Here is a 20,770-nt window from a genome sequence, read left to right as displayed (position 1 = left end):
CAGATCTAGCGGCGCGCGATGCGTCGACCGCCGGGCTGGCGGGTGGCCCGGGTGGAGGGAGTGGGCGACGGGGGAGGCTGTGACGACTCCGAGGAGGAGGGGGAGGGGGAGGCGCCGGGCGGCTCCGCGGGCGCGGCGACGGTCTCCTCGAGCGCCGTGGCGGCGGCCTCTCGGGAGAGCCCGAGCGCCGCCGTGAGCCGGGAGGCGAGCATGAGTCCGACGAAGAGGCAGGCCATCGCGCCGAAGGCGGCCAGCGCCAGCATCCCCCAGCCTCCGCCGCTGCCCGCGCGGGCCGCGGCGCCGAAGTCGATGGCGGCGTACACGAGGTAGCCCCAGGCGATCACGCAGAGCGTGATGCCGGCGGCGAGCCCCAGGATCGCGGGATTGACCGGCGGCGCCGGACGCGACGGGGCCGCACGCCTCGCACCCGCCCGTTTTCCCGTCGCCACCCGGCCATTGTGTCAGGCCGAGCCAGCCCCGGTACGGCGGTCGCGACACGCCGCAGCGTCGTGCCGGTGGCCGCCACGGAGGGCTCTGACCTGCGGCTTTACCTGACCGTGACCGACTGGTCCGGACGACTTCGAGCAGTTCTCCGGATCGGCTTGCGCGGCTGGGGGACGCGACGTACGGTTACCACTACATCTAGTAGTTACACCGTTGTGGTTTTCCACATGTAGTTCACAAGGGCCGCTCCCCAGCCCACAGCGAAACCCGATTCATCCACAGGAAACAGCCGCTCATCCACAGGCGTTGACCCCTTGAGAGGGGTCTGTCAGTCGCGCCCCGACGGCGGCTGGTCCGACCATGCCACGACCCAGGAGAGGAGACCCCATGCACTGCCCGCACTGCCGGCACACCGACACCCGGGTCCTCGACTCCCGGGTCTCCGAAGACGGCGGCCAGATCCGTCGCCGGCGGACGTGCCAGAGCTGCGGCAAGCGGTTCAGCACCGTCGAGCAGATGCAGCTCCTCGTGCTCAAGCGCTCCGGCGCGACCGAGCCGTTCACCCGCGAGAAGGCGATCCACGGCGTCCGCAAGGCCTGCAAGGGGCGCCCGGTCTCCGAGGACCAGCTCGCCTGCCTCGGCCAGGCCGTCGAGGACGCCCTGCGCAGCGAGGGCGTCGCCGAGGTGCCGGCCCACGAGGTCGGGCTCGCGATCCTGGCCCCGCTGCGCGAGCTCGACGAGGTCGCCTACCTGCGCTTCGCCTCGGTCTACCGCGCGTTCGAGAGCGCGGAGGACTTCGAGGCGGAGATCGCCATGCTGCGCGCCGAGCGGGCCGCGCAGCCCCGGGAGGTCGACGTACCTCCTTCTCCCGTCCCGACGGGATGACCACGATCCGCCCGGCACGTAGTGGGGAAGCTGCGTGCCGGGCGCTCCACCCCAGGAGCAGGAAGCACCCCCTCCCCACCGCACGAGCCGCCGCCAGGTGGCAGCACGACCAGACGCACGACCAGACGCACGACCCACGGCCACAGCCGGACCGACGCAACGACGCCAGGGACTGAGGAGATCCAATGACGAAGACGGTGAACAAGGGGGGCCTGAAGATGCAGCGCATCTTCAGCACCGAAGGCACCCACCCCTACGACGCGATCAACTGGGAGCGCCGCGACGTCGTCCAGACCAACTGGAAGACCGGAGAGGCCGTCTTCGAGCAGCGCGGCGTGGAGTTCCCCGACTTCTGGAGCGTCAACGCCTCCACGATCGTCACCACCAAGTACTTCCGCGGCGCCGTCGGCACCGACGCCCGCGAGTGGAGCCTCAAGCAGCTCATCGACCGGGTCGTGAAGACCTACACCAAGGCCGGCGTCGACCACGGCTACTTCGCGACCGACAAGGACGCGGAGATCTTCGAGCACGAGCTCACCTGGCTGCTGGTCAACCAGTACTTCTCCTTCAACTCGCCCGTCTGGTTCAACGTCGGCACCGCGTCGCCGCAGCAGGTGTCGGCCTGCTTCATCCTCAGCGTCGACGACTCCATGGACTCGATCCTCAACTGGTACAAGGAGGAGGGGTTCATCTTCAAGGGCGGCTCCGGCGCCGGCCTCAACCTCTCCCGCATCCGCTCCTCCAAGGAGCTGCTCAGCAGCGGCGGTACGGCGTCCGGCCCGGTCTCCTTCATGCGCGGCGCCGACGCCTCCGCGGGCACCATCAAGTCGGGCGGCGCCACGCGCCGTGCGGCCAAGATGGTCGTGCTCGACGTCGACCACCCCGACATCGAGGAGTTCGTGCAGACCAAGGCGCGCGAGGAGGACAAGATCCGCGCCCTGCGCGACGCCGGCTTCGACATGGACCTCGGCGGCAAGGACATCACCTCCGTCCAGTACCAGAACGCCAACAACTCCGTCCGCGTCAGCGACGAGTTCATGCGGGCGGTCGAGGAGGGCAAGGAGTTCGGGCTGCGTGCCCGCGACACCGGCGAGGTCATCGAGACCGTCGACGCCCGCGACCTGTTCCGCAAGATCAGCGTCGCCGCGTGGGAGTGCGCCGACCCGGGTCTGCAGTACGACGACACCATCAACGACTGGCACACCAACCCCGAGACCGGCCGGATCACCGCGTCCAACCCGTGCTCGGAGTACATGTCGCTCGACAACTCCTCGTGCAACCTGGCGTCGCTCAACCTGCTGAAGTTCCTCAAGGACGACGACACCTTCGACGCCGACCTCTTCGCCAAGGCGGTCGAGTTCATCATCACCGCGATGGACATCTCGATCTGCTTCGCCGACTTCCCGACCGAGTCGATCGGCCAGACCACGATCGACTACCGCCAGCTCGGCATCGGCTACGCCAACCTCGGCGCCCTGCTGATGGCGATGGGCCTGGGCTACGACTCCGAGGGTGGCCGCAGCATGGCCGCCGCGATCACCAGCCTCATGACCGGCACGTCGTACCGCCGCTCCGCCGAGCTGGCGAAGGTCGTCGGCCCCTACAACGGCTACGCCCGCAACGCCGACGCCCACAAGCGCGTCATGCGCAAGCACCAGGCCGCCAACGACCAGGTGCGCGTGCTGCACACCGAGGACGGCCGCGTGCACAAGCTGGCCACCAAGGCGTGGGCCGACGTGATCAAGCTGGGCGAGAGCAACGGCTTCCGCAACGCGCAGGCCTCCGTGCTCGCGCCGACCGGGACCATCGGCTTCATGATGGACTGCGACACCACCGGCATCGAGCCCGACTTCTCCTTGGTGAAGTTCAAGAAGCTCGTCGGCGGCGGCTCGATGCAGATCGTCAACCAGACCATCCCGCGGTCGCTCAAGAAGCTCGGCTACCAGCCGGAGCAGATCGAGGCGATCGTCGCCTACATCGGCGAGCACGGCCACGTGATCGACGCGCCCGGCCTCAAGCCCGAGCACTACGAGGTCTACGACACCGCGATGGGCGCCCGCGCGCTCGCCCCCATGGGCCACGTGCGGATGATGGCGGCCTGCCAGCCGTTCCTCTCCGGCGCCATCTCCAAGACGGTCAACCTCCCCGAGAGCGCGACGGTCGAGGAGATCGAGGACGTCTATATGCAGTCCTGGAAGCTGGGGCTCAAGGCGACCGCGATCTACCGCGACAACTGCAAGGTCGGCCAGCCGCTCTCCGACGGTGGCGGCAAGGCCAAGAAGGACGCCGCCGACGCGGCGGCCGCCAAGGCCGAGGTCGAGACCAAGGTCGTCGAGAAGGTCGTCTACGCCCCGACCCGCAAGCGGCTCCCCAAGTCGCGCATCTCCCGGACCACGTCGTTCACCGTGGGCGGTGCCGAGGGCTACATGACCTCCGGCGCCCACGACGACGGCGAGCTCGGCGAGGTCTTCCTCAAGCTCGGCAAGCAGGGCTCGACCCTGGCCGGCGTGATGGACGCCTTCTCGATCGCGGTCTCCATCGGCCTGCAGTACGGCGTCCCGCTGGAGACCTACGTCTCGAAGTTCACCAACCTGCGCTTCGAGCCCGCCGGCCTCACCGACGACCCCGACGTCCGGATGGCGCAGTCGATCATGGACTACATCTTCCGCCGCCTCGCCCTGGACTACATGTCCTTCGACGACCGGTCGATGCTCGGCATCTACTCTGCCGAGGAGCGCCAGCGCCACCTCGAGACCGGCTCCTACGAGCCGATCGTCGAGATCAGCGAGGCTGAGTCCCTCAAGACCCACGACGCCGCGTCGGTGGTTGAGGAGGGCGACGCAGGAGCCCGTCTCGAAACCACCTCGCTGGCGGACGTCGAGACCAAGGACACCCACGGCGCCGAGGCGCGCGAGGTGCCCGCGAAGCCGACCACCGGCGAGGCGCACACCTCCGCCGAGCTGTTCGAGAAGCTCACCGGTACGGCGGTCGACTCGCCGCTGTGCATGACCTGCGGGACCAAGATGCGTCCGGCTGGCTCGTGCTACGTGTGCGAGGGGTGTGGCAGCACCTCGGGTTGCAGCTGATCTTCAGCCATCAGTCCGGCCCGGTCTCCCGCGAGGGAGGCCGGGCCGGCCTGCTTTCTGGAGATGACGCTCCAGGGGCGGCGCATCGCGCGGTGAGACGGCGAGTCCCAGGTGGGAGCGCCACTGGTGTCAGCGCAACGGTTGGCCCTTCGTGTAGATGTCGTCCCCGGCGATCTGGGGGTAGGAAGTGCCGCCCCACGTGTACTGACCGTGGACGTTGGCGCCGAAGTTGACGACCTTCGTCCCCTTGGTCAGCGACCCCATGCAGTCCCACGGGATGGTGATCGTGGTCTTGCTGGGTGCGTACTTCACGACGCCGCGGCCGCACTTGGGCTTCTTGCGGCCGGTCTCGAAAGCAGAGAAGAAGACGCCGTCCTTGTAGTTGCTCCAGGTCAGAGCGACGCCGGTGTAGCCGTAGTCCTTGATCTTGCTGGAGAAGGACGCGCGGAAGTCCTGCCTGACGGCGTTCTCCGCGTTGCCGTCGGCGTAGACGCCGCCGGTGCGAATCGTGATCTTCACCGTCTTCTTCGACACCTCGACGACGGCCTTGCGGATGTCGACGGCCTGCGTCAGCTCGGAGCTCAACACGAACTCCGGGGTGTTGGGGGAGGAGGCGGGCACGTCCCCGACCTCGTCGGTGTAGGTGGTGGTGCCCGCGTGCGCGGGGGCGACGGTCAGGGCGAGGGTCGCCACGGCCATGAGGGTCACGGCGCGGGTGTGGAGCGGGATCTTCACGAAGCCTCCGGGTGCAAAGGGTGCGGACGTGCGTCTCGTCGCGCGGTACCTCGCGCACGATAAACGGCGGAGGGGCGTTTGGTCGGTGAAATGCACACGACGCAGATGTGACGGGGTGACGGTTCGCGGCCCTGACCCTGTGACCTCGGACAACCCGCCGCCATTGAGGCCACGTCGCACGTGCCGCTCGCGGACCGGGGAGTGACTACGGGGCCACCGCGGAGGCGTGGTTGTAGAAGTCCATGGGCATCGGAGTCTTGAGTCGCCAGGTGATCGCGATGGGGCGGTCGCCGGTATGGCTGACATAGGTCGCGGGCCCGAGGAACAGGTACGGCGCAGTGCCGAACTCGTCCTTCGGCTCCTGGCGGGCGAAGAGCAGCACGGTGCTCGAGCCGCTGAGGTAGCGCTGCCCCGTCTTCGACTTCACCGACGTCGTGGACTGCGACTCCCAGTGGAACAGGTCCCTTGAGATCGGATAGTCGGCGTACATGGTCGTGGGGGAGTAGTCGGCCTCGGACTTCTTCAAGGTGATGAAGAAGGCGTCCACGTTGAGGTCGGGGAGGTAGAGCACTCCTTCGCGGAAGCTGTTCGGCAGGCGCGGGAAGTCCAGGGCCGCCAGGATCTCTTCCCGCTGGTAGCGAGCGTGCACGTGCAGCGGGACCCTAGCGAGGGCGCCCTCGAGGGGAAGGGGCACGTGCCGCGCCGCCTGGAAACTCAGGTCGACGACCGTCGAGATCTCGGCGCGCGTGGCGACCTCGCGGCGTACGGCGTCGAAGCCTGACTCGACGCTGTCGAAGCCCCCGCCGTCGGACCAGAGCGAGTAGTAGAGCATCCGTGCCAGACGCTGCTCCTTGGGCGAGAGGTCGGCGTACCGGTCGTCGTCCTCGGCGAGGAAGCGGCGGTAGAACGACGCCCGAACCGGGTCGTCGACGTGGGCGAAGGCACGGACGCGTTTGAGCAGCCGCTCCTCCAAAACCGAGCCAGGGAGGCTGGGCAAGCCGGCGTCCTTGCGGAGCTTGGTCCAGGAGTGACTGCCGCGTCGAAGGACGTCGCTGAGGTCGAGCCCCGATCCCTCAAGGAACGCTCCCAGGTTGTCGTCCTTGCGGTGCCGCAGTTGCGAGACGATCTGCGTCCAGCGGTAACCGAGCTGCGACTTGAGGTTCTCCAGCACGACCTGTTGGGTCTGCCGGTCCAGCCGGACCTGGCATCCCGAGGGCAGGAACGGGAAGTCCTCGCGGACTGCGCGTTCGAGTTCCTTGCCGTGCAGACCAGTGAGCGCTGCGAAACGGCTGCCGAAGTCGAACTCCTTGCGGTGATATCCGACGAAGTCGAGCACGGTGAGCACGGCCTTGTCGTGGGTGCGGCGGAGTCCGCGCCCGAGCTGCTGCATGAAGATCGTCGAGCTCTGGGTCGGCCGGAGGAACAGCACCGTGTCGACGTCCGGGATATCGAGGCCCTCGTTGAAGACTTCCACGGTGAAGAGCACGTTGACCCGAGCGTGGCGCAGGTCCTGGAGTGCCTGCGCCCGCTGATCCGACGGAGTCTCCCCGGTCACCGTCCTGGCGGGGATACCCGCGTCGTTGAAGACGCGGGTCATGTACTCCGCGTGTGCGACGCTGACGCAGAAGCCCAGGGCCTTCATGTGCCCGACGTCGCTGATCTTGTCCCGCACGGCGGCGAGGACGATGCGGGCGCGGGCGTCGTTACCGGTGAAGACGTTGTCGAGTTGAGACTCGTCGTACTTGCCCCGAGACCAGGTGATCGCGCGCAGGTCGGTGCCGTCGGCCACGGCGAAGTAGTGGAACGGGCACAGCAGGTCGGCGCCCAACGCGTCCCACAGCCGCAGTTCCGCGGCGGTCCTCCCCTCGAAGAAGGAACGCACGTCGACACCGTCGGCGCGCTCGGGGGTGGCGGTCAGGCCGAGCAGTTCGCGCGGCTCGAGGTGTTCGAGGAGCCGGCGGTAGGTGCGTGCTTCGGCATGGTGGAACTCGTCGATGACGACGACGTCGAAGGCATCCGCGGGGATGTTGGCGACGCCGTACGAGGTGAGGGACTGGACGCTCGCGAAGACGTGCTTCCAGCGCTCGGGTCGTTGCCCTCCGACGTACAGCTCGCCGAAGCTACCGTCGCCCAGGACCTCGCGATAGGTCCGCAGGGACTGCTCCAGGATCTCTCGCCGGTGGGCGACGAAGAGCAGGCTGGGCTGTGTGCCCGCAGCCCGGGCGAGGTTCCGGTAGTCCAACGCCGCGATCACGGTCTTGCCCGTTCCCGTGGCCGCCACGACCAGATTGCGATGACGGTCGTGCAGGACCCGCTCCACTTCGAGGGCGTCGAGCATCTCCTGCTGGTAGGGGTAGGGGCGCACGTCGAGATTGGTGAGCGTGATCGTGACCCGGTCCGACGCCTTGATGCCCTTGGCTTCCAGGAGGGCGTCGTCCAGCCGGTCCCCATCGACGTCGGGGTCGTACGACTCGAACTCGGGACTGTTCCAGTACGAGTCGAACGTCGCCTTGAACTTGGTGAGCAGGCTGGGAGTGGCGGCCGTGCTGAGCCGGACGTTCCACTCGACTCCTTCGAGCATGGCGGAGGTGGTGAGGTTGGACGACCCGACATAGGCGGTGTCGAAGCCGGTACGACGGCCGAACAGCCACGCCTTCGCGTGCAAGCGCGTGCGTCGCGCGTCGTACTGGATCTTCACCTCGGCGCCGAAGTCACGGACGAGACGATCGAGGGCCCGTCGCTCGGTTCCGCCGATGTAGGTGGTGGTGATGACGCGGATGGGGACGCCCGACTGATGGGCCAGCTCAAGCTCCTTCTCGATGAGGCGGAGCCCGTGCCACATGACGAACGCGCACAGCAGGTCGATGGAGTCGGCTGAGCCGATCTCGGCCCGCAGTTCGGACGCAAGGCTCGGTTCGCCGTGCGCGTTGGTGAGGAGAGCCGCGTCGTTCAGCGGAGTCTTGGGGCGCTGCTGCGCGCGAGGCTCGATGCCGGGACCGGCAGGCGGAAGCACGGCGTGCAACTCCTGCACGGGGGCGAGCACCGGATCGGTCTGGATCTCACCGATCGATCGGAGGATCGCGTTGGCGGTGGACAACCGGGCGGTCGGGTCCTTCACCGACGCCAGCTTGCGCAGCAGTGCCGTCGAGACGTGACGAGCCAGGACGTGCGCCTGGTCCCCCTCGTCGACCTTTGCGAGCTCGACGTGCGCGGGCGTGCCGGGCAACCGCGCCTCAAGCTGTTCGGTGAGCAGCGCTTCGTAGAGCCCTGCTGGCAGAGCGTCGTCGGTGTCGTGCGGCACGGCTCAGGAGCTTGCCAGGCACACGTGCTGAGGGTGGTCGAAAGTGCAGAACCTTCTACGCCTGGTGAGACGCGAGCAGGTCCACGGCCGGGATGTCCGCGGGTGCCCAGTCGAGCTGCGCAAGCTCTCCAGTGGGCAGCCACTTCATCGCTGTGTGTTCACTCAGCGTGGGCGTCCCGGAGAGAAGGTCGCAGTGAAACGTCGTGAGGCTGATGGTCGCGAACTCGTAGGGATAGACGGTCGTCGTGACTTTGGCTCGGGCCGCGATGTCACACGACAACTCTTCCCGGATCTCGCGGATCAGAGCGTCGATCGGCTCCTCACCGGGCTCGACCTTCCCGCCGGGAAACTCCCACATGCCGGCCAGAGCGCCGCCAGGACCACGTTGGACGCACAGGATCCTTCCCCCGGACGTGATGACGGCTCCCACCACGTTGATCTGCTTGGCCACGTCTCCCTTTCCTTGCGGCGCTTGATATCTCATCCATTCAGTACGGCGTGGGAGATCAGGTGATCCAGCTTGCGGATGTCGACGCCCTTGTTGAGCTTGATCTTGATGTGCCCTGCGCGGGTCCACAACTCCATCTCGGCGTTGAAGTCCAGCAACTTGCCGGCGTTCTCGGACGACCACATGTTGATCGCGGAGTAGGGCAGCGAGTAGATCTCGACCTTCTTGCCGGTAAGCCCCTGGGCATCGCGGACGATCAGGCGTTGTTCGTGAAGACCGCGGAGTCGCGAAAGGTCTTGTACGCCGCCCATGCCTGTTCCCCGTCAACGAGGATCGGTCCGATGTCCTCGGGAATGGGGCACTCGGAGACGAAGGTCCAAGCGGTGATGGTGGCGGTCGACGAGTCCATGTGTTCCCCCTAGTAGTCATGGATGAACGACGTTATCGCTGCTCCCCCGGATCAGGGGCTGTTCGCGAAAAGCGCCACGCGGTGCGTGGAACTGCGTCTGTCGGCGGTGACACGGGGTCGGCTACGCAGTCGGCCGGCTTGGGGTGAGTCGAGGCCGGGACGACCCGCCCGAGCGGCGCGCCGTCGCCCTCCACCGTGGGCACGACGGCGCGCAGCAGTGTGGACTGCGCGAGGTCGAGGTCTGCCCGCAGCAGGGGGCGCCCCGCCATGAGCACGGGCACCCGGAAGCCCGACGCGCCGACGTACGCCGCGGGGTGGGGGACGTGCTCACCGTTCTCCATGACCACGCGTCCCTCCTCGAGGAGGACGAGGTGGTACCTCCCGACGCTGCGGCCCTCGACGCGGTCCAGCTCGTGCAGTTCGGCGCCGTCGACCATCATCATCACGGCCTCCTCGACGTGGCCGGGGGCGGCGACGAGGGTGACGGGGGTGTGTCCCGCCCTGGTCTCCCCGGTGCACCAGGCTGACGCCAGGTCCGTCATCGTGGCGGCGAGGTGGACCGCCGGCAGGGGCGTGCCGTTCCGCAACACCTTGCCGGGGCAGGCGTTGGACCCGTAGCCGAGCAGGGGCACGCGCTCCGACAGCGGAGTGGCCTCCCGCTCGGCGAGCCAGGCGTCCAGGCAGCGCGCACCGGCGTCGTCCTCGACGCACCACCCGCTCGGCTGTGAGTCGTCGGGCCGCACCGGCCAGCAGAGGCCGTCGGTGTCGATGACGAACGAGCCCGCCGGCCGCTCGCCGGGGTAGGGGGAGGGCGCGTAGCTCGCGGCGGGCTCGCCGGGCACGAGGCGGCGCACCGGGTCGTGCTCGCCGACTGCGGGCGTCCACCCGAGGTGGGACTCCATGAGGTCCTGCACGAGGCCGCGTTCATGCAGCCCCACGGCGAGGGCCAGTCCGTGGTCAGCCCGGTGCCAAGTGGCGGGCCGCTCGGGGGCGCCGTCCCCGTCGGGGCGGAAAAGCAGGGTGCCGTCGACGTCGCGGACGCCGTACTCCCACACTCCCGGTCCGTCGGGGCCCTCCGACGGGGGCTCGGCGTTCGGGTCCCAGCTGACGAGCGGGGCGATGACCAGCCACCGTCCGTCGGTGCCCCGGACCTCGGCGGTCGCGAGCCCGTCACGGTCGCCCAGCTCGGCGGTCGCGCCGTCGGCGCGCACCGCCTGCACGACGGCGACCGCGGCGAGGCGCTGGGCCTCCGCGAGGTCGTGCTCGGCGGTCGCGCGGACCAGCTCGGCCATGCGCTCGAGGTGGGCGTGCTGCATCGTGGCTCCTCTGGCCCGGGGGTGGTCGAAGGGGTCGCTCATGAACCTCTCATCCACGACAAGGGACGCACGACCGGTTCGGGCGAACCCGCCCGTCCTGTCGGCGTCCGCCCCTAACGTCAGCGGCATGGATGAACGTCTCTTCGGCGGCCGGGTGAGCCTCAAGGTCGGTGACACGGTGCGGGGTCAGTGGGCCCTGCCGTCGTGGGAGCCCGTCTCGGCGGGTCGACTGCCCTACGCCGGCCTGCACGTCCCGGAGTCGTGGGTGCCGAGCCGGTTGTGCCGGTTCATCCCCTACGACCGGGGGTGGGTCGTGCAGCTGGGCCGGCCACGGGCCACGGTGGCCAGCCGCTACATCGGCCAGCACACCTTCGGCAGTCGGGCGATGGTGGCGCTGCAGCCGGGGCGGGCGCTGATGACGTTCCCCGAGCTCGACGACCACCTCTACCTCCAGGTCGTGATCGGCGCGGGGGAGGGCGAGGGGTTGCAGGTCCTGCAGGACCAGCCCGAGGTGCGCGGGGAGGAGCCGCGGACGGCGTACGCCGTCGGCCTGGTCGACATCCCCGAGGCGCACCGTCGCATCCTGGCCGTCGCCTACCTGCACCTGCTCACCCGCCAGGCCAAGCCGAAGAACGTCGCTCTGACAGCGGGGCAGCGGCTCGGCAAGAGCGAGCAGGCCGTCAAGAACGTGCTCACCAAGACCCGCGACCACGTCAACCGCGAGCGGTGGCTCGACCTGCGCGACACCGACCACCTCGGGCACTACCTCGTGCGGCTGACCCGCACCATCACGCTCGCCGACCTGCCGCCCGAGGTCCTCGAGGGGTTACCCGGGTAAGCGGGCGAAATCGGCCCTCTTCGGCACAGTCCTCCACGTCGGCCCCACCGGGCCGGGGAGAAGGAGGACGACATGACTCTGCACATCGGCCGCGGTACCACCCGCGGCGCCATGACGGTGTTCCCGCTGTGGAGCGCCGAGGGCGGTCCCGACCGCTACACGCTCGACCCGCGCCACCTGGTGGTCAGCGAGATGCACGACGGCCCCGACGTCGGTCGGCTGATGGTGGGCAACGCCGGCGACAAGGCGGTCCTGGTGCTGGAGGGCCAGCTCTTCGAGGGCGGCTGGCAGCACCGGATGGCGACCCGGCCCGTCATGGTCGGGGCGGGCCAGCGCATCGCCGTCGAGGTCGCCTGCGTGGAGCAGGGTCGCTGGGGCGGCGGGCGCGCGCAGCGCACCGTCGGGCGTCGTGCGACGCCCTACATCCGCGAGGCGGTGCGCGGCCACGCGGACGTCCAGGGTGAGGTGTGGGAGCGCGTCGCCCGGCACACCGCCGGCACCGACAACCCGACCACCTCGTTCGTGCGCCACCTCGACGAGCGGACGGCCAGCGTGGACTGGTCGGACTACCGGCTCCTGCCCGGACAGTCCGGCGTGCTCATCGGTGTCGGCGGTCAGCCCTACGTTGGCGAGGTGTTCTCCAGCCAGCGGCGGCTCCGCGTCCAGCTCGACGCGATCCTGCGCGCCGCGGCCCTCGACGCGTGGCACGCCCCGGGGGTGCCGACGCCGGGTCGCCGCGCGCGCCGCTTCGTCGACCGCTTCGAGGCGGCGGCCCTCGGCGACCGCCGTCCCGCCGGCGAGGCGGAAGAGATCGCCGGACGCACGCCGTACGTCGACGCCTCCACGCTGCGCTGGCAGGGGCGTGACGTGCACAGCCGGATGACCAACGTCCGCCACCCGATGCTGGTGGCGGGATGAGAGGGGGAGCGATGAGCACGGTGCGCGAGCTGCTGCGGCAGGTCAGAGACGGAGAGACGACGGCCGAGGAGGTGGCGCCCCAGATCGCGCGGATCATCCGCGAGGGCAGTGCCCGGCGGGCTGCCGAGACCGAGGGGCTGACCCACGTCGAGGTCATCCACATGAAGATGGAGGGGATGCTCGACGACGACCCCTCCGACACGTTCGTCCCGGTGCAGGCGGCGTACTTCGCCGACGAGCTCACCGACGAGCAGTACGCCGTCATCACCGCCGCCGTCGTGGGGGAGGAGCGTTGAGGTGGGCGTCTGCCCAGGTCGACCGCGGCGTCGGCGCCCTGCTCGCCTCGGCGGCGGGTGACGCGCTGGGAGCCGGCTACGAGTTCGGCTCCGCCGCGTACGACGGGTGGCCCGCGATGATCGGCGGCGGCCTCGGGGGTTTCGCGCCCGGCGAGTGGACCGACGACACCGCGCAGGCCGTGGCGATCGCCCGGGTCGCCGCCACCGGCGCCGACCTGCGCTCCGAGCAGGCGCTCGACGCGATCGCGCAGGGCTTCGCTGACTGGTACGCCGAGGGCCCGCCCGACGTGGGCATCCAGACCGCCCAGGTGCTGCGGGCCGCCGGACGCACCCCCACCGGCGCACAGATGACGGCCGCCGCGCGGGAGCTGCACGAGCGGTCGGGGCGCAGCGCCGGCAACGGGTCCTTGATGCGGACCGCGCCGGTGGCGCTCGCCCACCTCGACGACCCCGTGGCCCTCGTCGAGGCCGCGATGGCGGTCTCGGCGCTGACCCACCACGACCCGCTCGCGGGGCAGGGCGCGGCGCTGTGGTGCCTGATGATCCGCCACGCCGTCCTCACCGGGGAGCTGCCCACGGCCGACGACGTCCTGCCGCACGTGCCCGACCGCGAGCGGTGGGCCGAGGTGCTCGGTGAGGCCGAGGAGCGCGACCCCTCCCACTTCGCGCAGAACGCGTGGGTGGTCGGTGCGCTCCAGGCCGCGTGGTCGGCGATCGTCCACACGCCCGTGCCCGAGGCGATGCCGTGCCGGCACCTCCAGGAGTCGCTCGCCACGGCGATCGGGATCGGCCACGACACCGACACCGTCGCCGCCATCGCCGGTGCCCTCCTCGGAGCCCGCTGGGGAGCCAGCGCGCTGCCGCAGGAGTGGCAGGCGCCGCTGCACGGCTGGGGGGTCCAGGGCCGACGCGGCGCCGCCGAGCTGGTCTCGATGGCGACGCTCACCCTCCACGGTGGGCAGCCGCCGCCGGGGAGCCGGTGGCCGTTGGCCGAGCGGGTGGAGTACGCCGGCTACGTGGGCGCGGACACCTTCGTCCCGCATCCGCTGGTCGACGGGATGTGGATCGGCGGCGCCCTGGCGCTGGACGACCTCCCCGACGAGATCGACGCCGTCGTGAGCCTCTGCCGGGTCGGCACCGCGCAGGTCCCCGACCACGTCGACGGCCACGCCGTCCGCCTGCTCGACACCGTCGCCGACGACAACCCCAACCTCGAGTTCGTCATCGACGACGCCGCCCGCACCGCCCTGCGACTGCGGGACGCCGGGCGCCAGGTCTACCTGCACTGCGTCGCCAGCCACAGCCGCACGCCGACGGTCGCCGCGTGGGTGGGCGTGCTGGCCGGTCACTCGCTGGAGGAGTCCCTCGACGCGGTGCTGGGCGTGTTGCCCGCCGCTCGGCCGCAGGGGTTCCTGGTGGACGCGTTGCGCGCGCTCGACGGTTCGGCTGCGGCGGAGGGTCGCCCCGGCCGACACTCGACGGATGGACGACACGATGAGCACGGGTGAGCTCGTCCCGCCGCGGGAGTGGCGCGGGGCACCGGACGACCTGGTCAGGACCGAAGGAGGCCAACGGCTCCACGTCCCTGCCTGCCCCCATCTGGCGAGCGACGTGCGGACGGCCACCGAGGACGAGCGGGCGGAGATGCCGGTCTGCACGTGGTGCCGGGCCGAGCTGGACGGCAACGGGAGGACCTACCTCAAGGACCTGGCGGACGCGGTGCAGCGGTTCGGTGTGCCGGTGGCCAACCAGGAACGGGTGATGGCTGCGATGCGCGGGGTCGAGCACGACTCCCTGTGGATGCCCAACAGCCGGTCCTACGTGGCTCTCGGCAGGGACGGGCAGGCTCGCGCCTGGTTCGGCAAGACCTACGCGCAGCCGTCCCGGGACGAGGTCGTCGGGTTCCCCGACTACGTGGCTGGAGGTCGGGACGGAAGCCGAGGGGGCGACGCGCTCCGGGGCGACGTCTGCCCGGAGCACTTCATCGAGCGGCCCGTCACCGGGTCCTGCGAGCAGTGTGACTAGCTGACTCCCGGTCCAGACCGGTCCTGCGAGACGCCGAGAATTGTCGGTGGTCGTTCCTACTGTCGGAGGTGAGGGGAAGGGGGTCGGGGATGGGCGAGGAGCTGGTGCGTCGCTGGGACGACGCGGTGGAGACGGCGTGGCGGGAGCTCCGGCAGCGGGTGGCCGACCGACTCGCCGGGATGGACGAGGACATGATCGTCGGGCTCGCGACGTGGGAGGAGCCGGGCGTGGCGACCGGCGAGATCGTGCCGCTCTGCGACGCGACTCTGGCCGGCGACGTGCTGCGCGTCGAGGTCAACAGCAACCACTACCTGCCCGACGACCGACAGCTCGACGACGCCCAGCAGCGGGCCCTGATAGCGCTGGGCTACCACCCGCCGGCGGCCACCGACCCGGCGGAGGGCGAGACCTGCTTCTGGGTCGACCTGGAGCGGCGCGAGGCCGACCGGGCGGCCGTGATGCTCGTCCGGGCGGTGCGCGAGGTCCACGGCCTCCCGCACCCCGTCTACCTCGAGACCATGGGGCTCGAGGAGGACGAGGCCGTGTCCGTGAGCCGCGGTCGGGGCGGCGACGAGGGCCCCGACCTGCACCGGCCGATCTTCCCGCGCGACGTCGACGAGCTGCGCGCCGGCGTCGAGCTGGCGGTGGGGGAGCTCTACGCCGTGATGCCCGACTGGGACGAGGACGGCGACCTCCCGCTCGCCACGGCCCACGGCCGGGTCTGGGTCTTCGTCTCCCCGCAGCGGCCGCGGGTGCTGCTGCACTGCTGGTTGGTCGACGAGGTCGAGGACACGACCCGTGCGCTGCTCGAGGTCAACATGCTCAACGCCCGCGAGGCCGGGCTGACCTTCGCCTTCCGCGAGGGCGGGATCGCGGTCTCCCGCGAGCTGGACCTCACGGCGCTGGTGCCGGCGGTGCTGAAGCAGGAGCTGGAGCGGCTCTTGAGCCAGGTCGACCAGTGGGGCAGCGACCTCGTCGCTCGGCTCGGCGGCCGACGTCTCGACGACGACGTGGTGCAGCCCGCCCCCGCCGGGCCGTCTCGGAGGATCCCTCCCCGGCCGCCGGCGCAGACGTCCCAGTACCGCACGGCGTACGGCGTGATGCTCGAGCTCGAGAAGCAGGAGCGCGGCTCGGTCAGCCCCACGACGATCCTCAGGATCTTCGGGCGGGACCAGGAGATGCTGCTCGAGGCGACCCGGGAGGTCGACGCCCAGGTGCGTCGCTGGAAGCGGCGAAAGCGGACGGCGGTGGAGAAGGGCGACACCGCGGGGGAGTCGCTGGCGGGTGCGCGGATCGCGATGTTCCGCGACCTGCGGCACCGCCTGCGGCAGGCCCTGCGACTGACGGTCGAGACGCCGCAGCGCAAGGTTCCCCACGACCAGCTGGCCCTCTTCGACGAGGACGAGTGCGACCACCCGCGGTGACCCGACGGATTCCGGCGAACCGCCCCCGCCACCTCCCGGTCGCTGGGAGGGTCGAGACATGGTGCGTCTGATTCCCGAGTCACCGACCTTCCAGACCCCGTCGGAGGAGCGGGTCTGGGAACGGCTGCGTGACGTGCTCGGCCCCGACGACGTGCTGCTCGCCAACCTCCGGCTCACCGACGCCGACAAGGACGTCGAGGCCGACCTGGTCGTCCTGATGCCCGGGGTGGGCGTCCTCGTCCTCGAGGTGAAGGGCGGCAGCGTGCAGGTGGAGCCCGACGACGCGGTGGGCCACACGTGGTGGATCCAGCGCCAGGGCCAGCGACGCCGGATCGACCCGGTCGAGCAGGTGCGCGTCGCCAAGCACGCGCTGAAGCGGTACGTCGAGCAGCACCCGCGTGGGGGAGCGCCGCGGCGGGTGACGTGGGGGCACGGCGTCGTCACGCCGTACACGGTCTTCGACCCGGACTTCACGGTCCCCGAGCTGCCGCGCTGGGCGCTGCACGACAAGGACGACCTCGCCGACCTCGGCGACCGGGTCCGCAACAATGCGTGGTGGATGGCGCACGGTCAGCGGCCGCCCACCCACGACGACGTCGAGGTGATCACCGACGTGCTCGCCGGGAGGTTCCCGACGCCCTACGACGTCAACGCGGAGTCCGACGACCGGGCCGACACCTTCGACCGCCTCACCATGGAGCAGTCCACGATCCTGCGTGTCACGCGGCTGCTCCACCGGGTCGAGGTCCGCGGTGGCGCCGGCAGCGGCAAGACGGTGCTCGCCCTGCAGCAGGCCAAGGACCTCACCCGGGGCGGCCATGGCCTGCCCCGCCAACGGGTGGCCCTGCTCTGCTACTCCATCGGCCTCGCCGAGCACCTCAAGCGGCAGGTCGCCTCGTGGGACCGCCGGCACCGCCCGGCTTTCGTCGGCACCTTCCACGAGTTCGGCCGTCAGTGGGGCGCTGACGAGGGGGACCGGACCGACAGCGAGTTCTGGGAGGAACGGCTCCCGGCCCAGATGGCCGAGCTCGCCGCCGCGCTCCCCGACGGCAAGAAGTACGACGCCGTCATCGTCGACGAGGCGCAGGACTTCGCCGACTCCTGGTGGACGCCGGTGCTGGGCTCGCTGCGCGACGAGGAGGAGGGCGGCCTCTTCGTGTACTCCGACGAGAACCAGCGGATCTTCGCCCGTTTCGGCCGGCCGCCGGTCGCGCTGGTCCCACTCGTCCTCGACCACAACCTGCGCAACACCCGGCAGATCCACGAGTCCTTCGGTCCGCTGGCGCCGAGCCGGATGTACTCCCGCGGCGGCGACGGCCCGGCCGTGCGGTTCGTCGAGAGCACCCGCGAGGAGGCGACGAGCGCGGCCGACGACGAGGTGGAGCGGCTGCTCGACGAGGGCTGGGAGCCGCGGCACGTCGCCCTGCTGACCACCGGCCACCGCCACCCCATCCAGGTCGAGCGGACGGCGTTCCACGACCAGGAGGGTTACTGGAGGACCTACTGGGACGACGACGTCTTCTACGGCCACGTCCTCGGCTGCAAGGGGCTCGAGCGTCGCGCGGTCGTGCTCTGCCTCAACGAGGACGGCGCCCGCGACCGCGCCCGGGAGCGCCTCTACGTCGGGATGTCGCGGGCCACAGACGTCCTCGTGGTCGTCGGCGACCCCGAGGTCGTGCGGCGCGTCGGCGGGGAGGACGTCGCCAAGCGGCTCGGCGTCCCGACCGGCCCACCCCCACCCCGTTGACCGCTGCGCGGCCACGGTCCAGAGATTTCGTGGAACCACGGGCGGCCACCGTCCAGCGCTGGGAGGCTCGTGGCCCCGCGTACGCGCACGCACCAGGGGGATCCCTTGCCCGTCATTCGTCCCACCCTCGCGGCGGCGAGCATGCTGCTCGCCCCGTTCCTGCTCGCCTGCGGCGCCGAGGACCCTGCGGGGCAGCCGCTGGCCGAGCCCGCAGGGGGCGAGTCCGCTGCCGGCAGCCCTGCCGCCGGCTCGACCCCCGATCCGACCTCCGGTTCGACCACCGACGCACCCCCCGGCGACCCCGCCGAGAGCGAGGACGGCACCGTCGCGCAGGCCTCCCTCACCGACGAGCAGGCGCAGCTGCACGCCGACGTCCTGCTGTTCGAGGAGGTCGCCGTGGCCGAGGCGGGTGAGGGGTTCGGCGGCAGGTTCGGGAGTCTCACCGACGGCACGGCCGACCACTTCGAGGTGGCGGCTCCCCGGGTCGCCGTCGCCGACCAGTTCGCGATCGAGTGGGCCAACGGCAAGGTCACGACGTACACCCTGTCCACCGACTCGGGCGAGCAGATGACCTGGGAGGGCGGGTCGGTCTTCCTGGAGGTGCCCGTCGACCAGCCGGAGGACGCCGACCTCACCGCGGGGGCGGAGAAGCTCAGGGCGGCGATCGAGGAGTGGATCGCGACCTACGACGAGATCCCGTCCGTGGACTCCGGCTTCGGCGACCTCACCCTGGCACCGGGCATGTTCGACGAGTACGACGCCGAGGAGGTCGAGCTCGAGCTCCCCGACGGCCTCGAGCCGGGCGGCTGGTCCCGGGTGAACGACTCCTACGAGGTCGGGCTCGAGTCGGAGGCCACCGACGAGAGCGCGGTCGTCGACCAGGACGGCGTCCGCTTCTTCCGCACGCACCGGGTCGTCTGACTCCGCCTCACACCGCGAACTCGACCCACAGCGGGTAGTGGTCGCTGATCCGCCAGGAGACCTGCGCCCGGGTCAGGTCGCGCAGGGCGTGCGGCACGAAGTCGAAGCTGCCGCCGTGCCGCGTGTAGCGCAGCCCCTCCAGCAGCGAGGGCAGGTCGGGGTCGGTCGGGTCGCTGAACCACGCGACCTGGTCGTAGAAGTGCTGTCCGGCGTCCTCGGCGAAGATCGTCCGCGGGACGTGGTTGAGCTCGGCCGGCGGCCAGAGCCCGGTGGAGACGAAGGCGTCGAAGAGGGGGTCGTCGATCCGGTCGAGGTTGAAGTCGCCCAGGACGAGGAGGTTGCGGTTCCAGTCCTGCGGCCGCTCGGCCCAGCGGCGCATCCAGCGCGCGAACGCCGTCAGCTCGGCGATCCGGTCGCCCGGCGACTCGCCCCACACCACGTGGACCGTCGTGAGGATGAACTCCGTCTCCCCGCGCACGAACCCCGCGGCGTACGGCGTCCGCGCGAACTGGTCGCTCGGCCCGTCGGCACCGGGCGGCAGGACGATCTCCCCGACCAGCCCCGACGGGGTCACCCGGTCGGCGTCGTAGACGAAGGCGAGCCGCTCCCCGTTGCCGGCGTCGCCCTCCGTGACGTCGGAGGCGATCACCCGGTAGCGCGGCCCGAGCTGGGTGAGCAGCGAGAACAGGGCCCGGGCGTTGCGCCGCGTCTCCTGGACGGCGGTGACGTCGAACCGCTCCACCACGGCCGCGATGCACGTCAGGGCGTGCCAGTCCCGCTTGGGGCTGTCGCGCTCCCCGGCGCGCCACTTGGGGGTCAGGTCGCTGAAGGCCCGCAGGTTCCACGTCCCGATCAGCAGGTTGGCGTCGTCCTTGCCCGGGACCTGCTCGTCGAGGGCTGAGTGCAACCTGTCCAGGTCGTCCGCGAGCTCGGGCGGCGCGGGGGCGGACGGTGGCGCGTAGTGGCTCATCCGGCCCCCTGGGAAGTCGACCGACCAACCCTCACCACGGTAGTCCGCGCCGTGCTTGCCGGACAGCCCTGCGCACGGGCCAAGCCGGGGGAGTCAGCGCTGCGCGTCCACCCGCTCCAGCACCCGCAGCAGCACCCGGTCGGCGTCGACGACCGGCGTCTCGACGGCCACGGACGAACCGAGGAGCTCGTCGACCGCCGGGGGAGGAGTGGCGCCCGCGGACCGGGCCGCCCCGACCAGCACCCGCGCCGCGGCGAGCGCCGGGCCCCGCCGCATCGTGACGACCGACTCGTAGGTCGCCGGCTCGCCGGGTCGCGAGGGCACCTCCCAGGCGGCCAGCACCGCGGCGAAGGTGGGGCTCAGGGCGACGACGGTCCACTCCCGCCGCAGGGCGGAGTCGTCGGCGAGGTGGCAGCGGGCGGGCCGCCCGGCGGGGTCGGCGACCAGGTCGCCGTCGAAGCCGGCCAGCACCGCGGCCCAGGTGGCGGTCCGGGCCAGCTCGTCCCAGCGGTGCTCCGACCGGGCGAACTCGGAGCCGCGCTGGAAGGTCCCGAGCACCAGCGACCGGTCGGCGCGGGCGAGCACCTCGTCCTCGATGGCGTGCGAGGCGGCGATCAGCGTCCCCCGCGACAACCGCCGGGGTCGCAGGTCGGGGAACTCCCGCACCAGTACCGCGTGCACCGACTCCTCCGAGGCCTGCCGCGTGCGTTGCACGACACCCTCGACCGCGAGCTGCAGCGGCACGCCCCGCTCGCGGGCCTCCAGCACCTCGGCGACCAGCGCGGCGTCGGCGTCGGTGAAGCGGCGGTGCCCCGACGCCGTACGCCGCCCGGCGGGGAAGCCGAAGCGGTGCTCCCAGGTGCGCAGCACGTTGGTCGTCACGCCCGTGCGCTGCGCGAGGGTGCCGATGCTGAAGTCGTCGGTCACGCGGGTCTCCGTCATCCGTCGAGAAATCCCTTCGAAGGGTCTGGTCAAGATCGCTACAAAGAGTTATACATGTTTGTAGA

17 protein-coding genes and 1 pseudogene are annotated in these 20,770 nt (G+C 70.8%); 10 read left to right on the top strand and 8 right to left on the bottom strand.

The genetic code is table 11. From position 1 onward, the window contains the following. Positions 1–5 precede the first annotated feature (5 nt). Complete coding sequence (locus DNK53_RS17610) at positions 6–449, bottom strand: hypothetical protein (RefSeq protein ID WP_162599962.1); 444 nt, start codon at positions 447–449, stop codon at positions 6–8. 382 nt (positions 450–831) lie between these two features. Here DNK53_RS17610 and nrdR point away from each other — a divergent pair, with 382 nt between their 5' ends. Both nrdR and DNK53_RS14805 read left to right on the top strand, forming a co-directional pair. Further along, positions 832–1,329 (top strand): transcriptional regulator NrdR, encoded by a 498-nt coding sequence (gene nrdR / locus DNK53_RS14810; RefSeq protein WP_110183052.1) that lies wholly within the window; start codon positions 832–834, stop codon positions 1,327–1,329. A gap of 185 nt (positions 1,330–1,514) precedes the next feature. Beyond that, the gene (locus tag DNK53_RS14805) at positions 1,515–4,415 is read left to right on the top strand and encodes a vitamin B12-dependent ribonucleotide reductase (protein WP_110183051.1); all 2,901 of its coding nucleotides are present in this window, start codon (positions 1,515–1,517) and stop codon (positions 4,413–4,415) included. A 129-nt stretch (positions 4,416–4,544) separates the two neighbouring features. Here the strand turns inward: DNK53_RS14805 and DNK53_RS14800 are convergent, their stop codons facing one another. The 5 genes and pseudogenes from DNK53_RS14800 to DNK53_RS14780 all read right to left on the bottom strand — a co-directional run bounded on the left by DNK53_RS14800 (position 4,545) and on the right by DNK53_RS14780 (position 10,666). After that, positions 4,545–5,150, bottom strand: coding sequence for a hypothetical protein (locus DNK53_RS14800; RefSeq protein ID WP_110183050.1), 606 nt, complete (start codon positions 5,148–5,150; stop codon positions 4,545–4,547). Positions 5,151–5,355: 205 nt separating this feature from the next. After that, positions 5,356–8,451 carry a DEAD/DEAH box helicase gene (locus DNK53_RS14795; RefSeq protein WP_239456548.1) on the bottom strand — a complete coding sequence of 1,032 codons (3,096 nt, stop codon included), beginning with the start codon at positions 8,449–8,451 and terminating at the stop codon, positions 5,356–5,358. Between the two features lie 55 nt (positions 8,452–8,506). Next, positions 8,507–8,902: a (deoxy)nucleoside triphosphate pyrophosphohydrolase gene (locus DNK53_RS14790; protein ID WP_110183049.1), complete on the bottom strand. Its 396-nt coding sequence runs from the start codon at positions 8,900–8,902 to the stop codon at positions 8,507–8,509. A 29-nt stretch (positions 8,903–8,931) separates the two neighbouring features. Continuing rightward, positions 8,932–9,308: pseudogene (locus DNK53_RS14785) on the bottom strand (PH domain-containing protein). Positions 9,309–9,340: 32 nt separating this feature from the next. Then, a complete protein-coding gene (locus DNK53_RS14780; protein ID WP_162599961.1) occupies positions 9,341–10,666 on the bottom strand; it encodes a hypothetical protein in 1,326 nt (441 codons plus the stop codon). Positions 10,667–10,751: 85 nt separating this feature from the next. Here DNK53_RS14780 and DNK53_RS14775 point away from each other — a divergent pair, with 85 nt between their 5' ends. The 8 genes from DNK53_RS14775 (at position 10,752) to DNK53_RS14740 (ending at position 18,793) form a co-directional block, all read left to right on the top strand. Continuing rightward, entirely contained in the window at positions 10,752–11,462 is a 711-nt protein-coding gene (locus DNK53_RS14775; RefSeq protein ID WP_162599960.1) for a hypothetical protein, read from the top strand. A 72-nt stretch (positions 11,463–11,534) separates the two neighbouring features. Continuing rightward, positions 11,535–12,380 (top strand): ARPP-1 family domain-containing protein, encoded by an 846-nt coding sequence (locus DNK53_RS14770; protein WP_110183046.1) that lies wholly within the window; start codon positions 11,535–11,537, stop codon positions 12,378–12,380. Positions 12,381–12,391: 11 nt separating this feature from the next. Further along, positions 12,392–12,676, top strand: a complete 285-nt coding sequence (locus DNK53_RS14765; protein ID WP_110183045.1) for a hypothetical protein — start codon at positions 12,392–12,394, stop codon at positions 12,674–12,676. Beyond that, on the top strand, positions 12,673–14,184 hold the full coding sequence (locus DNK53_RS14760; RefSeq protein WP_110183044.1) for an ADP-ribosylglycohydrolase family protein: 1,512 nt from the start codon (positions 12,673–12,675) through the stop codon (positions 14,182–14,184). Before DNK53_RS14765 ends, DNK53_RS14760 begins: the two co-directional genes overlap by 4 nt. After that, complete coding sequence (locus tag DNK53_RS14755; RefSeq protein ID WP_110183043.1) at positions 14,159–14,701, top strand: hypothetical protein; 543 nt, start codon at positions 14,159–14,161, stop codon at positions 14,699–14,701. The genes DNK53_RS14760 and DNK53_RS14755 overlap by 26 nt, the downstream gene beginning before the upstream one ends. Before the next feature lie 89 nt (positions 14,702–14,790). Continuing rightward, positions 14,791–16,125, top strand: coding sequence for a type III secretion system chaperone (locus DNK53_RS14750; RefSeq protein ID WP_110183042.1), 1,335 nt, complete (start codon positions 14,791–14,793; stop codon positions 16,123–16,125). A gap of 58 nt (positions 16,126–16,183) precedes the next feature. Next, positions 16,184–17,872 carry a nuclease-related domain-containing DEAD/DEAH box helicase gene (locus DNK53_RS14745; protein WP_110183041.1) on the top strand — a complete coding sequence of 563 codons (1,689 nt, stop codon included), beginning with the start codon at positions 16,184–16,186 and terminating at the stop codon, positions 17,870–17,872. 105 nt (positions 17,873–17,977) lie between these two features. Beyond that, positions 17,978–18,793: a hypothetical protein gene (locus DNK53_RS14740; RefSeq protein ID WP_162599959.1), complete on the top strand. Its 816-nt coding sequence runs from the start codon at positions 17,978–17,980 to the stop codon at positions 18,791–18,793. 7 nt (positions 18,794–18,800) lie between these two features. Here the strand turns inward: DNK53_RS14740 and DNK53_RS14735 are convergent, their stop codons facing one another. Next, positions 18,801–19,763, bottom strand: coding sequence for an endonuclease/exonuclease/phosphatase family protein (locus DNK53_RS14735; protein WP_110183039.1), 963 nt, complete (start codon positions 19,761–19,763; stop codon positions 18,801–18,803). A 93-nt stretch (positions 19,764–19,856) separates the two neighbouring features. Then, complete coding sequence (locus DNK53_RS14730; protein ID WP_110183038.1) at positions 19,857–20,705, bottom strand: DICT sensory domain-containing protein; 849 nt, start codon at positions 20,703–20,705, stop codon at positions 19,857–19,859. Between the last annotated feature and the right edge of the window lie 65 nt (positions 20,706–20,770).

The sequence above is a fragment of the Nocardioides solisilvae genome, assembly GCF_003194625.1.
Lineage (GTDB): Bacteria > Actinomycetota > Actinomycetes > Propionibacteriales > Nocardioidaceae > Nocardioides > Nocardioides solisilvae.
This window is presented reverse-complemented; position numbering and strand designations above follow the sequence as displayed.